This window comes from Nocardia sp. NPDC059240 (genome assembly GCF_042753865.1).
Lineage (GTDB): Bacteria > Actinomycetota > Actinomycetes > Mycobacteriales > Mycobacteriaceae > Nocardia.
The window spans coordinates 67,856-84,329 of sequence record NZ_JBHZAC010000012.1; the positions used below are offsets into that span (position 1 = coordinate 67,856).

Genomic DNA, 16,474 nt, shown 5'->3' on the forward strand with positions numbered 1-16,474 from the left:
CGCGAGTGCCGCGTCGATAACCCGCCGGGTGCTGCGCCGATGAGGGGCGCAGTGGCCCGGCGGGGTCGGTCAGGACACCTTCTCCAATGCGGGCACCTGCCACTTGCCGTTCAGCACAGTGTCTTTCGGTGCGTACAACCGCAAGGTGAGGGAGAAGTCGCCGGATTCCGGGATCGGCAACCAGTGTCCGGCCGGCACGTCCGGCCCGGGATCGGCGCTCTGCGCGACGATCTCGATCGTGCCGTCGGCCGCCGGGGTGAGCGGAACCAGGTGTCCGACGGAGTAGATGTGCGCCGGATTCTGGATCAGATAACTTTGCGCGTCGTAGGCGGTGATCGACCAGAACGCGTCGACGGGCGGCAGCTGACCGCTGGGGAAGGTGATGCGGAATCGGTTGCCGCTCTCGGCCTTCGCGTTGATGGTCGGATACACCGCGTCGCGGGGCAGATTCGCGCCGAGGCCGACCGCGGCGACCTGGGCGCGCAGCGGGTAATCGGTGCCGTAGGTGCCGACATTGAGGTCGAAGGTCCAGCCGTTGGAGTTCTGGGCCTTGGGATCACGGTAGGCGGCAATCTGTTTGTGAGCGGCGGTCACCCCGGCGTTGAGCATGTCTGTGGACGCGGGGTTCACGGTCGCGCCCGGGGTGAGGCCGATGGTGGCGAAGCGCTTCATGGCGTCGGCATCGTCGGGCGTGGCCGGATTCAGCGCCAGCACCGCGCACATGCGGTTGAAGAAGGTGGGTCCGTCCATCTGCGCCACCGTCTGCGCGGGTGAACCGCCGCCGGCGGGCTGCGCGCCCGGGCCGCCCTGGACCGCAGTGGGGTCCGCGTTCCAGACGCTGAGCGGGGCCAGCTTCAGCTGCTGCTGCAGGGCGCGCACATTGTCGATGTCATTGTCGCCCTTGTATTCGATGCGCCCGAGCAGCCACGTGGTGCCGGTCGGCATGGCCAGCTGCGTCATTCCGGCGGGTACCGTGCCCTTCCAGCTCGGCCCGGTGAGCAGGTAGGTGTAGGGCGGGTGGGGTGCGCCGTTCGCGAGCCGCGGGTTCACGCTGCCGGGGTCGTGCACGGTATTGGTCCACGCGTCCATGAACTGCATGAGCCAGTACCGGCCTGCCTCGATGGCGGGCACCTGCACCACCATCGGTTCGGCGCGCAGATCCAGCCAGGCCTGCGAGTAGAGCGTGTCCAGGTTCAGTCGGACGACCTGCTTCTCCTCGGGCGTGGGCGGGCTCTGGTGCACGAATTGGTTTGCCGGGCCGCCGGTTTCGCGGGTCACGTCCATGAGGACCAGCGGGAATCCGAAGACGTAGGCGTCGGCGGCGATCTCGTGCGGATCGGTGGAGGCGGCGGTGGTGCTGGTGGCGGTCGAGCCGCTGCTGGATTTGCCGCAGGCGGTCAGGCCGAGGGCGGCCACCGCCGCAGCGCCCAGACCGATGGCCATGCGGCGGTTGACGCGGCGGCCGTTGTCGCCACCGGTACTCGGAAGATCCATGGATACCACCTCTGACTCGGGTTCTTGCAGTAGCACTGCAAGTATAGTGGCTAACTATTAGCTACCGTACTGCCGGGGTGGTCGGAGCCGGCGTATCTGCGCCCGGCTGATCTCGTTCCCGCGTGGGGGAGCCGGGTCCGGGATAGTCTCCGAGACAGCGGGATCCGGAAGGTGGGGACGATGGACGCGCTGTGGAGGTTCTTGGTGACGCGGCGGCATCAGCTGCTCGTCGATTCGTATCTGCATGTGTCGGCCGTGGTCCAGTCGCTGATCATCGCGACCGTGGTGGCGGTGGCCGTCGCCGTGCTGGTGTATCGCAGCCCGCTGGGATCGTCGGCGGCGACCGCGGCGGCCAGTGCGGTGCTGACCGTGCCGTCGTTCGCGTTGCTGGGGTTGCTGATTCCGGTGCTGGGGCTCGGGGTGGCGCCGACCGTCACGGCGCTCGTGATCTACGCCCTGCTGCCGATACTGCGCAACGCGATCATCGGATTGTCCTCGGTGGATCCGGCCGTGGTGGACGCCGCGCGCGGGGTGGGGATGAACCGGTGGCGAGTGCTCGCGGTGATCGAACTGCCGCTGGCCTGGCCCGCGATCCTGACCGGCATGCGGGTGAGCACGCAGTTGATCATGGGAATTCTCGCGCTGGCCGCCTACGCGAAGGGGCCGGGACTGGGCAATGTCATTCTCTCCGGCCTGTCGCGGCTGGGCAGTCCGAATGCGGTGCCGCAGGCCCTGACCGGGACGGTGCTCGTGGTCGTACTCGCCCTGATGCTCGACGGGGTATTCCTGCTCATCGGACGTTTCACCACCTCGAAGGGGCTGCGATGACCGCCGACGTGTCCGGAGTCGAGATCGTGCTCGACAAGGTCGCCAAATACTATGCGGGGCAGCCCGATCCGGCCGTCGACGCGGTATCGATGACCATTCCGGCGGGTGAGATCGTGGTGCTGGTCGGACCGTCCGGCTGCGGCAAGACCACCACGCTGCGCATGATCAACCGCCTGATCGAGCCGAGCGCGGGCACCATCTCCATCGGCGGGCGCGATGCCGCCGCCATGAACCCGGACGAATTGCGGCGCGGCATCGGGTATTCCATCCAACAGGCCGGGTTGTTCCCGCATCTGACGGTCGCCAAGAACGTCGCCACGGTGCCGGGGCTGCTCGGCTGGGACCGCAAGCGCACGGCCGCGCGGGTGGACGAGATGCTGGCGTTGGTCGGACTGGATCCCGACACGTATCGGCGGCGATATCCGCGCCAGCTGTCGGGCGGGCAGCAGCAGCGGGTCGGGGTGGCTCGCGCGCTGGCCGCCGATCCGCCGGTGTTGTTGATGGACGAGCCTTTCGGCGCGGTCGACCCGATCACCCGTGGGCTGTTGCAGGACGAATTGCTGCGCCTGCAAGCCGAATTGGGCAAGACGATCGTGTTCGTCACCCACGATTTCAGCGAGGCGATCAAACTCGGTGACCGAATCGCGGTGCTCGGCAGCCAATCCCGGATCCTGCAGTACGACACACCGGCCGCGATCCTGGCCGGCCCGGCGGACGAGACGGTCGCGGGATTCGTCGGCGCGGACGCCTCGCTCAAGCAGTTGACGCTCACTCGGGTCGGGGAGGTGGAGCTCGACGGCTGCCCGGTCGCCGTCGAGGACGAACCGGTCGAGGTGCTGCGCGCCGCGCTGGCGGATCGGCCGTGGGCGCTCATTCTGGACGAGGAGCGGCGGCCGCTTCGGTGGGTGTCGGCCGAGCAACTCGCTACGGCGGCATCCCTGCGCGACGTCGGCGACCCGGTGGGACAGGCGCTGTCCGCGCGGTCGACGCTGCAGCATGCGCTCGAGTCACTGCTCGGCCGGCAGAACGCCACCGCTGTGATCACCGGCGCGCGTGGCGAATACGCGGGCCTCATCACGATCGACACCCTGGTCGCGCATTTGTCCACGCTGCGGGCCGCGCAGCCGGAAGCGGGGGAGTCGCTCCCATGACCGCGAGCACCGTTGCCGGACCGGCGAGCACGGCGACCGCGCGACGCGCTGAACGCCTGCGGCTGCTCGTGCAGCCGCTGTTCGTCATCGTGCTGACCGGTGGTGTGCTGGTCTGGGCCTTCAGCCGGACTTTGACCGTGACACAGCGGGCGAGCATGAACGCGGACAACATCGTGACCGTCACTCGGCAGCACATCGAGATCACGGTCGCGGTGGTGGCGATCGTGCTCGCGGTGGCGGTGCCGTTGGGAACGCTGGTGACGAGGCCCGGATTCCGGCGTCTCGCACCGGTTTTCATTGGCATCGCCAATATCGGGGCCGCCGCTCCCGCGATCGGGTTGATCGTGTTGTTCTATCTCGTCACCCGCACCACCGGATTCTGGATCGGCGTCCTGCCGATCGCGTTCTATTCGCTGCTTCCGGTGCTGCGCAATACGATTCTCGGCTATCGGCAGGTCGATCCGACCGTGGTGGATGCCGGGCGCGGGCAGGGTATGTCCGCGGCAACGGTGTTGCGGCGCATCGAGTTTCCGCTGGCCGTGCCGTACATTCTGGCGGGGCTGCGGACTTCGCTGGTGCTGGCCGTCGGCACGGCGACGCTGTCGTTCCTGGTGAGTGCTGGTGGGTTGGGAATCCTCATCGATACCGGATACAAGCTGCGCGACAACGTCACGCTGGTGGTGGGTGCGGTGCTCGCGGTGGCGCTGGCGCTGCTCGTCGACTGGCTCGGGGCGCTGGCCGAGCGTTTCCTCGGGCCGAGGGGGCTGCGGTGAGATCCGGAAAACGGTTGGGCTGCCTCATGATCGGGTTGCTGCTGGTGCTGACCGGCTGCGGCCTCGAGTCCGGCAGCGCCGTGCCGCTGCGGGTGGGGCCGGGCAGTATCCGCCCCATAGCCGCGCTGCACGGGGTGACGGTCACGGTCGGGTCCAAGGATTTCACCGAGCAGAACATCCTCGGCTACCTCATCGAATTCGCCTTGTCCGCCGCCGGTGCGAATGTGCGCGATCTGACGAATATCCAAGGCTCCAACAGTCTTCGAGACGCACAGTTGCACGGCCAGATCGATGTGGCCTTCGACTACACCGGCACCGGCTGGGTGAACTATCTCGGTAAGGAGACCCCTGTCCCGGATGAACGCGGGCAGTTCGAGCAGGTCCGCGACGCCGACCTCGCCGCCCACGGCATGGTGTGGGCCGATATGGCCCCGATGAACAACACCTACGCGATGGTGACCAGCGCACATACCGCGCAGGAGACCGGCGTCGCCACACTCTCCGACTATGCCGCCCTGATCGCGAAAGACCCCGGCGCGGCCGGTACCTGCGTCGGCACCGAATTCAATGTCCGCCCCGACGGATTCCCCGGCATGGCAGCCAAATACGGCATCGACACCGGCAAGGTGCACAAGCAGATCGTCCAGGACGCCCTCGTCTACCAGGCCACCGCCGACGCCCGTCAATGCCGCTTCGGCTCGGTCGCCGCCACCGACGGCCGCATCCCCGCCCTCGACCTCGTGCTCCTGAAGGACGACCGCTCCTTCTTCCCCAAATACAATGCGGCCCTGGTCCTCCGCGCCGACTTCAACCGCGCCCACCCCGACATCGCCACCGTCATGGCCCCCATCTCCGCCCTGCTCACCAACCCGGTCATCACCGATCTCAATCGCCAGGTCGACGTCGACGGCCGTGAACCCGCCGACGTCGCCCGCGACTGGATGGTCGCCCAAGGCTTCGTCACCGCCCAGTGACGCGCCGGCTCACTGGGATTGGCGCATGCCTGCTTCGCGGCCCCAGCCGTTGATGCGGTGTTCGAGGGGGCGGAGCCGGTCGTAGTAGATATTGCGGAGTTGTTCGGGGGCCGAGGGGCGCTTGGCGTCGACCTCCTCGACCGCAAAGGAGATGGCGGACAGGTCGGCGAGCAGGTCGTCGCGCTGACCGGGGAGCTGCACGCGGTCCTGGGCGTCCACGCGGGAATCGTTCTGCAGCTCACCGTATTTGCGGCGGATGGCGATGTCGGCGGCGTCGACGCGCTCCTTCAGCCAGCTACGGAGCAGGCTCGGGGTCTGCTGCATGACGACGACCTCGCGGATGGAAGGGATCTGCAGGATTTCTCGTTCCAGATCCTTCAGTTTCTCGTTGACGCGCGGCCAGACGACGAAATCGCCCGCGTCGTAGGCTGCCCGGCCCTGCTGCTCCAGGTCGTCGCGGCGTAGCCGGTACATGGGCGCGCTCTCGGCCTCCTCGCGTTGCAGGAACAGGATGAGGGCGGCGATATCGCGCAGGCTCTCCTCGAAGTCGGCCAGCGGCGGTTCGAGGTAGTCCTCCGGGCCGCGGCTCTCGATCAGGCCGCGCAGGATGGTCTCCGCTTCCAACAGCAGGTGATGGGCCTTGGCCTGATCCTGGGTGCGCCCCACCAGCGGTTCCAGGGCGGTGAGCCGGCCCTCCACCTCCGGACGGGCCTTGGCCGCTTCGGCGTGGTGCGCCTCGCGCTGGATCTGTCGCCAGTCGGTGCGGGCGGCGGCGGTGCGGGCGCGGATCTCGTCCCAGGAGGCCACTTCGCGGACCGGGATCTCGATCACGGCGGTGGCGCTGCGATCCAGGTGCGGGATGCGGACCGCGGCGTGAATGGTCCAGCCGACGGCGAATTCGAGGGTGAGCTCGACCGCCGCGCCCGGTTCCAGATCCTCCGGCAGGTCCCGGATCTTGACCAGGCCGATCGGGATCCAGCCCTCGTAGAGCCGCACCGCCACCGTGGTTCCACGCGTGGCGGTTTCCAGCCGCTGCTGGACGCGATGCGGAATCTTGGTGCCCGCCTGCACCACTCGGCACAGGCGACGATCGAGCAGTTCCACCGAGAAGTCGTGGGCGAGGATATCGCCTGCCAGATCCGGTACCGCCGAAGCTGTTTCGGCGCGCACGCCGAGCGTCTCGGTGGCGATCTCGCGGCCGTCGGCCAGCACCCGCAGCACTACTTCGCCCACGGGCACCTCGATGAACAGGAAGGTTCCCGCCGGATCGGTGATCTGTTCGCGCAGGGCTTCGCCACCGGTGGGCAGCACCTCGACCACGATCTCGGTACCCGTGATCTCCGACAGCAGCACCCGGCCCGCGATATCCACCGAATCGCCCTCCGGGACCAAGGATTCCAGCTCCAGGACACTGCTGCGGGTCGCCAGATTGGCGGCCTTGAGCGCCGCGCCGACCGCCACCACCAGCTCCGGATGGAACAGCCGCGGGGTGACGCCGAAGCGCTGCTCCAGCAACTCGGCCACCAGCGGCACCCGCGACGAGCCGCCCACCAGCACGATCTCGTCCAGATCGGCGTGGGTGAGACGGGCCTTGGTGAGGGCCTCGGTGCAGTGCTCCAGGGTGCCGCGCACGAAACCCTCGATCAGCCGGTTGAATTCGGCCCGGCTCAACGGCAGGTTGATGCTCATCGGCTGCCCGGTCCGGTCCTCCAGATCCTGGCTGATGATGTCGGTTTCGGTCTCCCGGGTCAGGTCGTGCTTGGCGGATTCGGCCAGCGACAGCAGCCGGGCCAGCCGTTCCGCGTCGGCCGCGTCGCCGGGTTCGGCGTGCAGGTCATAGGCGGGCAGCTGGGCGATCATCCAGTCCACGATGGCCTGATCGAAGTCGTAGCCGCCCAGGTACCGGTCGCCGCCGAAGGAACGGCTGCTGAAGCCGTCGTCGGGATCCCAGGACACCACCGAGGTGTCGAAGGTGCCGCCGCCGAGGTCGTAGACCAGGAAGCGTTTGCGTTCGGCGCTCGCGCCGCCGGATTCGTGCATGTGGGCGAGCGCGGCGGCCACCGGCTCCATCAGCGTCTCGGCGACTTCCAGACCGGCCTGCGCGCCCGCCTGGGTGGTCTGGGTCTTGGCGCTGGTCTCGAAGTAGGCGGGGACCGTGATCACCGCGCGGTCCAGGGCGACACCCAGCGTCTCCTCGGCCACGGCCTTGAGGTGACGCAGCAGATGCACCGACGCCTGCAACGGCGTGAGCGTGGCATGCCCCGCGACCACCGGCTGATCGGTGCCCATATTGCGCTTGAAGAACATGGCGGGCGGCGCACCGGCCTGGCGCGCTTTGCGTTTGGCGGCCGCGCCGACCAGCGGGGTGCCGTCGGGGGCGATCCAGACCGCGGACGGGGTGGTCAGCGACAGATCCGGATTGGCCACCAGCAGCGCCCCGCCGAGCGGCCGCAACCGGCGAGAGTCGATGAGCGCCTGCCGATTCGGGATGTCGGCGTCGGCGGGGACGGCGATGGCGCAGTTGGTGGTGCCGAGGTCGATGCCGGCGACGATGCTCATGCGGGGGTCTCCTCGGTGGGGCCGGGCAGCAGCCGGGGCAGTACGCGGTAGTCGAGTTCGAGACCGCCGCTCGGCGCTGCCGCTGCTTCGTATTCTGTTGTGGTCGACAGGGATCCGGCCAGTTCGAGCAGTTCGGTCAGCTCGGGCAGATCCTCGCCCTCGGGTTCGGGCCGGTGCGTGATCAGCTCGGCGGCCAGCCGGGCCCGCGGGGTATCCAGTTGCTGCTCGGCGTCATTGATCCGCGGGACGTCGAGGATCTCGCCGAAGAGTGGAAAGCGTTTGGCGTCGTAGGAGATCCGCTTGCGGCGCGCGGCGATGCGGGTGCGCACCATCGCCCGATCGGCGGTGGGGTCGATATCGAGCACCTGGAAAGCCGTCTCGTAGTACGGATTCCGCTCGCGCCAGGCCCACAGATTCATGATTCGTCCGATCTCACTAGAGGAAGCCCAGCACGTGACCCTGGATGGAACGCTCCAGCTGCCCGGCGGCAACCAGCATCTCGCGGGCCTTGTTGTACGGGGCGTGAGCGGGCACGCCCAGCATGAGCGCGGTATTGAGATGGCCTGCGCCCCGGCGGAATCCGGTGCGATCCTCGTAGGGGTTGCGCTTGAGCCGATCGTAGGTGGACACCACCAGGGCGGTGCCGTGCCAGAACTCGTAGCGGGCCAGCTTGGCGGCGAAGGCGGCGCGATCGGTCTCCCCGGTGGCCGGGCGGCGGCCGGTGGCCAATTGGCGGGCGGTCAGGCCCAGGTGGGCGCGCATCGGCTCCACCAGATCGGCGATGCCTTCCAATACCGGGCGGGACTGCTCGGCCCAGCCCCGATCCGAACGGCGGTGCTCGAATTCGGCGGTCTCGATGCCGACATCCAGGGCCTGCTCGGCCAGCGGAATATTATCGGAATCGATATCGATCCAGGCGCTTACCTCGGCGAGCGCGCGCTCCAGATCGCCCTCGCGGGTCAGCCGGCGGATGCCCGCACCCGCCTCGCGGGCCAGCCGGGTGCGGGCCCGGGAAATATCCTCGGGCGCGAACGCCGCGGTACGAATCAGCTCCAGATGCGCTCGCGCCCTGGGCAAGTCATCCTTGCGTAGCTGCAGTACCAGGCTGACATGCGGCTCGAGCACCTGCGCGGGCAGCTCACCGCGCGCCTCATCGACCGCATTGGCCACCTCCGCCGGCGTGGCATCACCGGCCGTCGCCGCCAACCGGGTGCGCAGGCTCGCCCAGAAACGATCATCGGCCCGCAGTCGCGCCCAGTAGCCGAGCGCCTGCCGCCACTGCTCGAAAGCCGCATCGTCACCGTCGATTTCGAGCTGGTAGGCCCGTGCGTGCGCGGCAATCGCGAGGTGGTGCAAGGAGTCCGGCGCTATCGCGTGAGCGTGGCCACCGTGCTGCCCGTGGGCGGTGTCGTAGTCCTGCCACAGCTGCAGGGCGGGGCCGGTCCAGGGATGGATCTCGCCGTTCTGCCGTAGCGCGGTGAAGGCCAGCCGGTCCAAGGGGCGCTCCGGGGCCGATTTCGCGCGTAGGCGCGCGACGGTGTCGGTGATGCGGGTAGCGGTGTCGCGCAATTGATCTGCCGCGTCACTGTCGGATCCGGTCAGTAACAGCCCGGCCTGGGTGAGAAGCCGGTCGGTCTCCTCGAAGTGGGAGAACACCGCCGCCTGTGCGGCATCGGCGAGATACGTACGGGCGGTGTCGATCCGCATGGCGTCGAGGTCCGCACCGTTCAGGCCGGTGGTTGCGCCGCCTGTCAGCCCGGTGGTCGTGCCGCCGATGAGCTCGGTCAACAGCGCGGAGTCGGTGCGGGATACGGCTGTCAGCACCGTCGCGGCATCGACCAGGGAATGGGTGGGCCACTGCTCCCGGTAGCGCGAAAGCAGTTGGCGCGCACCGGCGGTGATCAGTGCGTCGTCGCGGTCCAACGCGCCGAGCACCAGGCGGGCATTGGCTTCCGGCCCGTCCGCCGCGAGCGTCCCGTTACCGTCCACCGCTGCGGAGAGGAACTCCCGCAACCGTGACCGGGCCGCTTCCGTGTCGCCGTCGCGAAGCCGATCCAAGGCGGAGACGAAAGCTGCCGCCCGCCGGACGTTGTGGTCGCCGTCGCGCTGGGCCTCGGCGAGGGCCGCGCTCGCGGTTTTCCCGGTCAGCACGCCGGCCGTGCCGATCACCAGCTGCCGGTAGGCGCTGGGCGTGCCCGGCCCCTTCAGCAGGGCGGCATCGGTCACCCCGTTGAGCAGGCGCTGATGCGCGCCGATGTCGTGCAGGTTGCGTAGTCGGTCGCGGGCATGGGTGCCGCCGCCGAACCGGTCGGCCATCTCGTAGCGTCGTGCGGCCTCGGCCTCCTCACCGCGCCCGGCGGCCCGGTCCCCGAACAGCAGGAACCACTCCGGCCGCGTGGCCGGTCCCAGCGCGTACAGCACCTGCCACACCGGCGACGTGGATCCGGTGAACTCATAGGTGTCGAAGTCGCCGTCCACCAGCTCGACCAGATACCCGCGAGCCAGCTCCCGGAACCGCCCGGACACCGCGGACCTCTCGGCTTGCTCTGTCGGCGACTCAGATCGCGCGGCCAGGACCGCATTGGTCAGCCACGCCGTCACCGAATCCGACGCCGTGAGCAGTTCGCTCGCCGCCGACCAGGTCGCACCGAACGACCCGGTCTCCGGTCGCGTCATCCAGGCCCCCAGCGCCTCCCGCGCCAGCGCCTCGTCGAGCCCGAACCACCCCGTCAGCCGTGCGACCAGCCGCACCCCGGCATCGGGCGCGAGCGTCGCTATCTCGCGGACCCGCCGCAGCAACTCCGCCCGCTCCCCGAGGATTTCGTCATCCTCGGCCAGCGCCAGAAACTCGTGCACCCCGGTCAGCATGGCTCTCGCCCGCGCACTCGGCTCGGATTCCGCCTCGGCTGCCGTCATCCGCTCGTGAAAACCCCGCCGGACCGCCGAAATCGCCACCGGCAGCACCGGCGCGACCGGCTCGCGTACCGGCTCGGATTCCGCCCGCTGTTCGCCTTCGTCACGCGATCTGCGCCATTTCATGCCGTCACTCCTGGCCGGGAACCGCACGGAACAAGCTGCCGGGGACGTCCCCCGGACCCGCCCCCTCGGGCCCGACAATATCCGATTTGCCCGTCCCGTTCGGAGGGTGTGGGTCTCGTCGCAGGCTCGAGAATCAGCCGCGACCACGACGGTGAATGATGAGCACCGAAGCGAGGAGAGGGTTATGGGCAAACTGGTCGACAGATCGATGCTGGAGGCGGCATGCCCGCCCGGCAAGCTGATCACGTTGCCGCAGAACGCACTCGGCATCGTCACCGATCCGGCGGCCCGATCGATCTTGCGCGATATCGGGCTCCCCGCGATCGACTGGTTGGACGTGACCGATGAGCTGCGCGCCGGGCAGGTGAGCCTTTCGGATGACGACCTCGTAACGGAATGCGCCGAGTTCGGCTTCGACGCCGCCCGGTGGCTCTGCCTCGGCACCATTTCCAGCGACGTGGTCTACCTCGACGTCGCGGACGGCACGGTCGTCAGCATCCCCGACGGCGGCATCCCCGCCCGCCTCAACAAAAACCTCGAAACCTTCGTCTACTTCCTGTACCTGCTCGAGACCGAGCGCCCCAACTACGACTTCGAAGCCCTCGTCCCGGACGGCACCTACCGACCGGGAGCCGAAGATCGCTTGCGGAAGTTGATGTTCGCCGCCGACCCGATGGCCTTCGACCCACCCGACCCCGACTCGGAGTGGGAGCCCGGCGAACCGACCTGGCAACTGGCCCTGCGCTACGTCGCCGAGAAGCTGCAGTAGGGCAGCACAGGTTTCAGCAAGGCGATGTCCTACCCGTGGTCGGCGGGTGGGCCACTGAGAGTGAGGCGTCGGGCGATTCCCCGGCGACATGGTTATGGTGGGGGTACCATAACCATATGGGCCTAAAGAAGACGACGGTGATGGTGGACGAGAACGACCTGGAGTTGATCAAGCAGGCGGCGGCGCGGGAAGGTCGCCCGGAGTCTGAAATCTTCCGTGAGGCATTCCATCTCGTCGCGATCCGCAGCCGGCGCTGGCAGGAGGACTGGGATATTCCGGTTGTCGACTTCGGTCGGCCGATCAGTGACGAAGAGGTTCATCGATCTGTGCGGGATGCGATCACCGATCCAAGGGAGGATCAGTGATTCTGATTGGTGACACCTCAGGTTTGATCGCGGCGTTCAACGCCTCCGAACCGGACCATGAGGCAGCCCGTAAGGTTCTGCAGCAGGCAGCCCTTACGGTTGTCTCTCCACTCGTCCTGCTCGAGATCGAGCACGTGCTCACTCGAAATGTGAACCGCGAGGCCGCCTACGGAGTCAATGATTGGCTGCTGGCGCAGGAACGCACAGGGCGGATCGAGATCTCGGAAATTCCGGCTGCGGTGCTCCGGATCGCGCGACGGGTGCAGAAGCGGTATGTCTCGCTGTGCCTGGACTTGACCGATGCGACGAACATCGCGCTGGCCGAGCGATACGAGACGGCCGACGTGTTGACCTTGGATCGTCGAGACTTTCGTGCGGTAACACCGCTCACGCCCCACGACGCGTTTCGGGTGTTGCCGGATGATCTTTGACCGTTGATTCGGTCCCTCCCGGATCCTGTTGGGGGACAGGTTGTCCGGGAGGGGTGACAGGTCAGAGGTTGACCGGGTAGGTCGGTTCCTGGATTTCCGGCTTGATGCGGTTTTCGACGAAGATGCCGTGCCAGATCATGAAGATGATGAGGGTCCAGAGGCGGCGGCTGTGGTCGACGGGGCCGGTGCGGTGGGCGTCGAGCATGGCCAGGATGGCCTGCTTGTTGAGCAGGTGGTCGGTGCCGGAGTCGGTGATCTGGGCGCGGGCCCAATCGTAGAGTTCGGGGCCGCGCAGCCAGTGGCGCAGGGGGACCGGGAAGCCGAGCTTGGCGCGGTTGAGGACATGCGGGGGGACGATGTCCGTGAGCGCCTGGCGCAGGGCGTATTTGGTGGTGTCCTTGGTGATCTTCTGGTCGAACGGGATCTTCTCGGCGACCTTGAAGACCTCGGGATCCAGGAACGGGACGCGCAATTCCAGGGAGTTGGCCATGGTCATCTTGTCGGCCTTGACCAGGATGTCGCCGCGCAGCCAGGTGAACAGGTCCAGGTGCTGCATGCGGGCCACCGGATCCCAGCCGTTGCCCTGCATGGCGTAGATGGGGCGGGTGACGTCCTGATGCGTCCACTCGGGGCGGAATTCCCGCAGCACCGAACGCAATTGGGCGTCGTTGAAGCTGCGGGCATTGCCGTAGTAGCGCTCCTCCAGGGTGAGCGAGCCGCGGTGCAGCAGGCTCTTGCCCCGGGTGCCCTCCGGAATCCGGTCCGACAGCTTGCCCGCCAGCTTGCGCACGCCCTTGGGCAGGTACTCGAACGGCTTGAGCGACAACGGCTCCCGGTAGATGGTGTAGCCGCCGAACAGCTCGTCGGCGCCCTCACCCGAGAGCACCACCTTGACGTGCTTGCGGGCCTCCTTGGCCACGAAGTACAGCGGCACCAGCGCCGGGTCGGCGACGGGTTCGTCGAGGTACCAGACGATCTCGGGGATCGCGGCCGCGTACTCCTCGGGGGAGACCATGCGCACGTAGTGCTTCGCGCCGATGGCCGCGGCGGTCTCGGCGGCCACATCGGCCTCCGAGTAGCCATGCCGCTCGAACGCCGAGGTGAAGGTCAGCAGGTTCGGATTGTGGCGAATCGCCAGGGCCGCGGTCGCGGTGGAGTCGATACCGCCGGACAGGAACGCGCCGACGGTGACATCCGCGCGCATGTGCTTGGCGACGGAATCCTCGAGTGCCTCGGCGATCTCCTTGTAGCGCTTGGCCTCCGAACCGGCCGCGAACTTCTGCACCCGGAACTGCGGGTTGAAGTAGCGGGTCACGCGCGGGTCCTCGCCCGGCTCGACCCAGGCGTAGCAACCGGATTCGAGGCGGCGGACATTCTTGTGCAGCGTCTCGGCCTCGGGCACGTACTGCAGCACCGTGTAGTGCTCCAGCGCCCGCGGATCCAGCTCGTCGGAAAGCTCCAGCGCGGGAAGCAGACCCAGCAGGCTCTTCTTCTCGCTGGAGAACGCGGTGCCGCCGTCGCCGGTGGCGATGAACAGCGGCTTGATGCCGAACGGGTCGCGCGCCAGGAACAGCTTGTTCAGCTCGGTATCCCAGATGGCGAAGGCGAACATGCCGCGCAGCTTGGCCGGGGCCTTGGCGCCCCAGTAGTGGAAGGCGGCCATGATGGCCTCGCCGTCACCCTCGGTGCGGAACATGGGCGCATCGCCGAACTCGGCCTCGTGCGCGGCCTTCAGTTCGGCGCGCAGTTCGAGATAGTTGTAGATCTCGCCGTTGAAGGTCATGGCGTAGCGCTCGGGGTTCTCCGGCGGACCCCAGCGCAGCGGCTGATGCGAATGCTCGATATCGATGATCGACAGGCGATTGAAGCCGAAGATCATCCGGTCATCGGTCCAGGTGCCGCGCTCGTCGGGGCCGCGGTGGCGCTGGCAGTGCAACGCCTCGTACACCTGCGCCGCAGTGGTTTCGACCGTCCGCCCGTCCGCGGTGGTACCCGTGCCAGCTGTCAGAAATCCGAGCAGTCCACACACTGCGGCAGCAACCTCTTTCCGGAATCAAAGGATTTGGGGGCGTACCCGCACGGGCACGCACGACGCGAAACCTACTGCCCGAGTATGCCGTACTGGCGCGGATCACGCTCAGCCCCTATCCAACACCCGAAGGTTCGCAGCCCGCCTCGGTCTGGACTGACGGAGCGGGGGAGCGAAGCGGAGGAGCGGAGGAGGGAAGACCGAGGTGACAGGGCTGCGAACAGCCGTAGCGAAGCGAAGGCGATTGGGGCACAGCGTGTCGAACCGGACCCCGTCACAACAGGGGCGGTTTCTTGGTCTACGCTGCGTAGTACTTGGGAAACTCTCAGGGTCGGTTGCGCGTTCACGCGTATCCTCCCCGAGGCCCCAAACTGTGCTGAAATGTGTCGCCCGGCGGAAGGGAGCCTGGGCGGCGCGTTGTCGGAATGACGACCAGGAAGGCGTTGAGCGTGGCGCAAAAGGCGAGCGAGGCGACAGGGGCACGACCCGCCCAGGGTCGGCGGGGCCGCATCCTTCGGCGGGCCGGGCTGGCGGTGTCCTTGGGGATGACCGCGATGCTCGTCTCCGGCTGCTCGATCGACAACCCGTGGCTTCGGTTCGGCTGGCCCTCGGGCATCACGCCGCAGGCCACCAAGATGCGCGAGCTGTGGACCTGGTCCGTGCTCGCCGCGCTGGCGATGGGTGTGCTGGTCTGGGGTCTGACCTTCTGGACCGTCATCTTCCACCGCAAGAAGCCGAACTCCCCGGAGTTCCCGCGCCAGACCGGTTACAACGTGCCGCTGGAGCTGAGCTACACCGCGATCCCGTTCGTGATCATCGCGGTGCTGTTCTACTTCACCGTGGTCGTGCAGAACTACGTGCACGAGAAGGTGGCCAACCCGGATGTCACCGTCGATGTGACCGCCTTCCAGTGGAACTGGAAGTTCGGCTACCAGCACGTGGACATGGCGGTCGACGGCCAGCCGCGCTACGTCCTCGACGGTGTCGACACCGAGCGTCAGGGCATGAACACGGACATCGCTGATCGCTACAAGGAAGCGACCAAGGATGGCCACCCGCAGCCCGGCCCGAACAACGGCCTGCCTGCCAATGACATCTCCTACCTGCACTACGACAAGGTCGAGACCACGGGTACCTCCAACGAGGTGCCGGTGCTGGTCCTGCCGTCGGGTCGCAACATCGAGTTCCAGCTCGCCGCCGCGGACGTCATCCACTCCTTCTGGGTGCCGGAGTTCCTGTTCAAGCGCGACGTGATGCCGAACCCGAAGCAGAACAACTCGGACAACGTCTTCCAGATCACCAAGATCGAGAAGGAAGGCGCGTTCGTCGGCCGTTGCGCCGAGATGTGCGGCACCTTCCACTCGATGATGAACTTCGAGATCCGCGTGGTGTCCCCCGAGAAGTTCGCGCAGTACATGGACTTCCGGACCAAGAACCCGCTCAAGACCAATGGCGAGGCGCTCGCCAGCATCGGCGAATCGCCCGTGGCCACTTCCACCAAGCCGTTCAACACCGACCGCAAGGCGCGCGGTAACGAACTCGCCGACGCCAAGTGAGGATGAACTGACATGAAGGTCGAAGCTCGCATCTTCGAACTGATCACGGTTTTCTTCGTGATCGTGGCCGTGGTCTACGGCTACTTCACGGGCCGCTCCCGTACCGGTGTCGAGTGGGCGGGTACCACCGCCATCGTGCTGTCGGCGGGCCTGGCGCTGATCGTGGCCACCTACTTCCGCTTCGTGGCTCGCCGCCTCGACCTCCGCCCGGAGGACTACGAGGAGGCGGAAATCGTCGACGGCGCCGGCGACCTGGGCTTCTTCTCGCCCGGCTCGTTCTGGCCCATCCTGCTCGCGGGCGCGGGTTCCATCACCGCCCTGGGCTTCGCGTTCTTCCAGTACTGGCTGATCGCGATCGGCGTCATCTGCATCCTGGCCGCCGCGGCCGGTCTGGTGTTCGAGTACCACCTCGGCCCGGAAAAGCACTGAGCCTGACGTAAGACCTGAAGCGCCCCATCCGTTTTCGGATGGGGCGCTTTTTTCGGGTCTTCTAGTCCAGTTGAACC

General features: G+C 67.5%; 14 protein-coding genes. 9 read left to right on the top strand and 5 right to left on the bottom strand.

The features are described from left to right. Positions 1–69: 69 nt before the first annotated feature. Positions 70–1,494 (bottom strand): DUF1254 domain-containing protein, encoded by a 1,425-nt coding sequence (locus ACFXHA_RS35520; RefSeq protein ID WP_379364040.1) that lies wholly within the window; start codon positions 1,492–1,494, stop codon positions 70–72. Between the two features lie 180 nt (positions 1,495–1,674). On the opposite strand from ACFXHA_RS35520, the gene ACFXHA_RS35525 reads away from it, so the two are divergent. The 4 genes from ACFXHA_RS35525 to ACFXHA_RS35540 are packed head-to-tail and all read left to right on the top strand — an operon-like array spanning position 1,675 to position 5,220. Continuing rightward, complete coding sequence (locus ACFXHA_RS35525; RefSeq protein WP_379364042.1) at positions 1,675–2,322, top strand: ABC transporter permease; 648 nt, start codon at positions 1,675–1,677, stop codon at positions 2,320–2,322. After that, positions 2,319–3,473 carry an ABC transporter ATP-binding protein gene (locus ACFXHA_RS35530; protein WP_379364044.1) on the top strand — a complete coding sequence of 385 codons (1,155 nt, stop codon included), beginning with the start codon at positions 2,319–2,321 and terminating at the stop codon, positions 3,471–3,473. Before ACFXHA_RS35525 ends, ACFXHA_RS35530 begins: the two co-directional genes overlap by 4 nt. Then, the gene (locus ACFXHA_RS35535) at positions 3,470–4,246 is read left to right on the top strand and encodes an ABC transporter permease (protein ID WP_379364046.1); all 777 of its coding nucleotides are present in this window, start codon (positions 3,470–3,472) and stop codon (positions 4,244–4,246) included. The genes ACFXHA_RS35530 and ACFXHA_RS35535 overlap by 4 nt, the downstream gene beginning before the upstream one ends. A 26-nt stretch (positions 4,247–4,272) precedes the next feature. Further along, positions 4,273–5,220 (top strand): glycine betaine ABC transporter substrate-binding protein, encoded by a 948-nt coding sequence (locus ACFXHA_RS35540; protein ID WP_379364373.1) that lies wholly within the window; start codon positions 4,273–4,275, stop codon positions 5,218–5,220. 9 nt (positions 5,221–5,229) lie between these two features. Here the strand turns inward: ACFXHA_RS35540 and ACFXHA_RS35545 are convergent, their stop codons facing one another. From ACFXHA_RS35545 to ACFXHA_RS35555, 3 genes are read right to left on the bottom strand one after another with little or no spacing between them, the layout of a single operon-like run. Then, entirely contained in the window at positions 5,230–7,779 is a 2,550-nt protein-coding gene (locus tag ACFXHA_RS35545) for an Hsp70 family protein (protein ID WP_379364048.1), read from the bottom strand. Continuing rightward, a complete protein-coding gene (locus ACFXHA_RS35550) occupies positions 7,776–8,198 on the bottom strand; it encodes a hypothetical protein (RefSeq protein ID WP_379364050.1) in 423 nt (140 codons plus the stop codon). Before ACFXHA_RS35550 ends, ACFXHA_RS35545 begins: the two co-directional genes overlap by 4 nt. A 16-nt stretch (positions 8,199–8,214) precedes the next feature. After that, complete coding sequence (locus ACFXHA_RS35555) at positions 8,215–10,818, bottom strand: hypothetical protein (protein WP_379364052.1); 2,604 nt, start codon at positions 10,816–10,818, stop codon at positions 8,215–8,217. Between the two features lie 184 nt (positions 10,819–11,002). Between ACFXHA_RS35555 and ACFXHA_RS35560 the strand changes: the two genes are divergently transcribed. The 3 genes from ACFXHA_RS35560 (at position 11,003) to ACFXHA_RS35570 (ending at position 12,383) form a co-directional block, all read left to right on the top strand. Beyond that, entirely contained in the window at positions 11,003–11,587 is a 585-nt protein-coding gene (locus tag ACFXHA_RS35560; protein WP_379364054.1) for an SUKH-4 family immunity protein, read from the top strand. Between the two features lie 116 nt (positions 11,588–11,703). Next, positions 11,704–11,952 (top strand): ribbon-helix-helix protein, CopG family, encoded by a 249-nt coding sequence (locus ACFXHA_RS35565; RefSeq protein WP_379364056.1) that lies wholly within the window; start codon positions 11,704–11,706, stop codon positions 11,950–11,952. Then, positions 11,949–12,383: a PIN domain-containing protein gene (locus ACFXHA_RS35570; protein ID WP_379364058.1), complete on the top strand. Its 435-nt coding sequence runs from the start codon at positions 11,949–11,951 to the stop codon at positions 12,381–12,383. Before ACFXHA_RS35565 ends, ACFXHA_RS35570 begins: the two co-directional genes overlap by 4 nt. A gap of 61 nt (positions 12,384–12,444) precedes the next feature. Here the strand turns inward: ACFXHA_RS35570 and asnB are convergent, their stop codons facing one another. Further along, positions 12,445–14,412, bottom strand: a complete 1,968-nt coding sequence (gene asnB / locus ACFXHA_RS35575) for an asparagine synthase (glutamine-hydrolyzing) (protein WP_379364060.1) — start codon at positions 14,410–14,412, stop codon at positions 12,445–12,447. 545 nt (positions 14,413–14,957) lie between these two features. On the opposite strand from asnB, the gene ACFXHA_RS35580 reads away from it, so the two are divergent. Next, the gene (locus tag ACFXHA_RS35580) at positions 14,958–15,968 is read left to right on the top strand and encodes a cytochrome c oxidase subunit II (RefSeq protein WP_379364375.1); all 1,011 of its coding nucleotides are present in this window, start codon (positions 14,958–14,960) and stop codon (positions 15,966–15,968) included. A gap of 12 nt (positions 15,969–15,980) precedes the next feature. Further along, complete coding sequence (locus ACFXHA_RS35585) at positions 15,981–16,397, top strand: cytochrome c oxidase subunit 4 (RefSeq protein WP_379364062.1); 417 nt, start codon at positions 15,981–15,983, stop codon at positions 16,395–16,397. The last annotated feature ends 77 nt before the right edge of the window (positions 16,398–16,474 follow it).

Bases quoted from the DNA above. Each gene is read 5' to 3' on its own strand.
- ACFXHA_RS35520 (WP_379364040.1), bottom strand. From the start codon at position 1,494: ATGGATCTTCCGAGTACCGGTGGCGACAACGGCCGCCGCGTCAACCGC.
- ACFXHA_RS35525 (WP_379364042.1), top strand. From the start codon at position 1,675: ATGGACGCGCTGTGGAGGTTCTTGGTGACGCGGCGGCATCAGCTGCTC.
- ACFXHA_RS35530 (WP_379364044.1), top strand. From the start codon at position 2,319: ATGACCGCCGACGTGTCCGGAGTCGAGATCGTGCTCGACAAGGTCGCC.
- ACFXHA_RS35535 (WP_379364046.1), top strand. From the start codon at position 3,470: ATGACCGCGAGCACCGTTGCCGGACCGGCGAGCACGGCGACCGCGCGA.
- ACFXHA_RS35540 (WP_379364373.1), top strand. From the start codon at position 4,273: ATGATCGGGTTGCTGCTGGTGCTGACCGGCTGCGGCCTCGAGTCCGGC.
- ACFXHA_RS35545 (WP_379364048.1), bottom strand. From the start codon at position 7,779: ATGAGCATCGTCGCCGGCATCGACCTCGGCACCACCAACTGCGCCATC.
- ACFXHA_RS35550 (WP_379364050.1), bottom strand. From the start codon at position 8,198: ATGAATCTGTGGGCCTGGCGCGAGCGGAATCCGTACTACGAGACGGCT.
- ACFXHA_RS35555 (WP_379364052.1), bottom strand. From the start codon at position 10,818: ATGAAATGGCGCAGATCGCGTGACGAAGGCGAACAGCGGGCGGAATCC.
- ACFXHA_RS35560 (WP_379364054.1), top strand. From the start codon at position 11,003: ATGGGCAAACTGGTCGACAGATCGATGCTGGAGGCGGCATGCCCGCCC.
- ACFXHA_RS35565 (WP_379364056.1), top strand. From the start codon at position 11,704: ATGGGCCTAAAGAAGACGACGGTGATGGTGGACGAGAACGACCTGGAG.
- ACFXHA_RS35580 (WP_379364375.1), top strand. From the start codon at position 14,958: ATGACCGCGATGCTCGTCTCCGGCTGCTCGATCGACAACCCGTGGCTT.
- ACFXHA_RS35585 (WP_379364062.1), top strand. From the start codon at position 15,981: ATGAAGGTCGAAGCTCGCATCTTCGAACTGATCACGGTTTTCTTCGTG.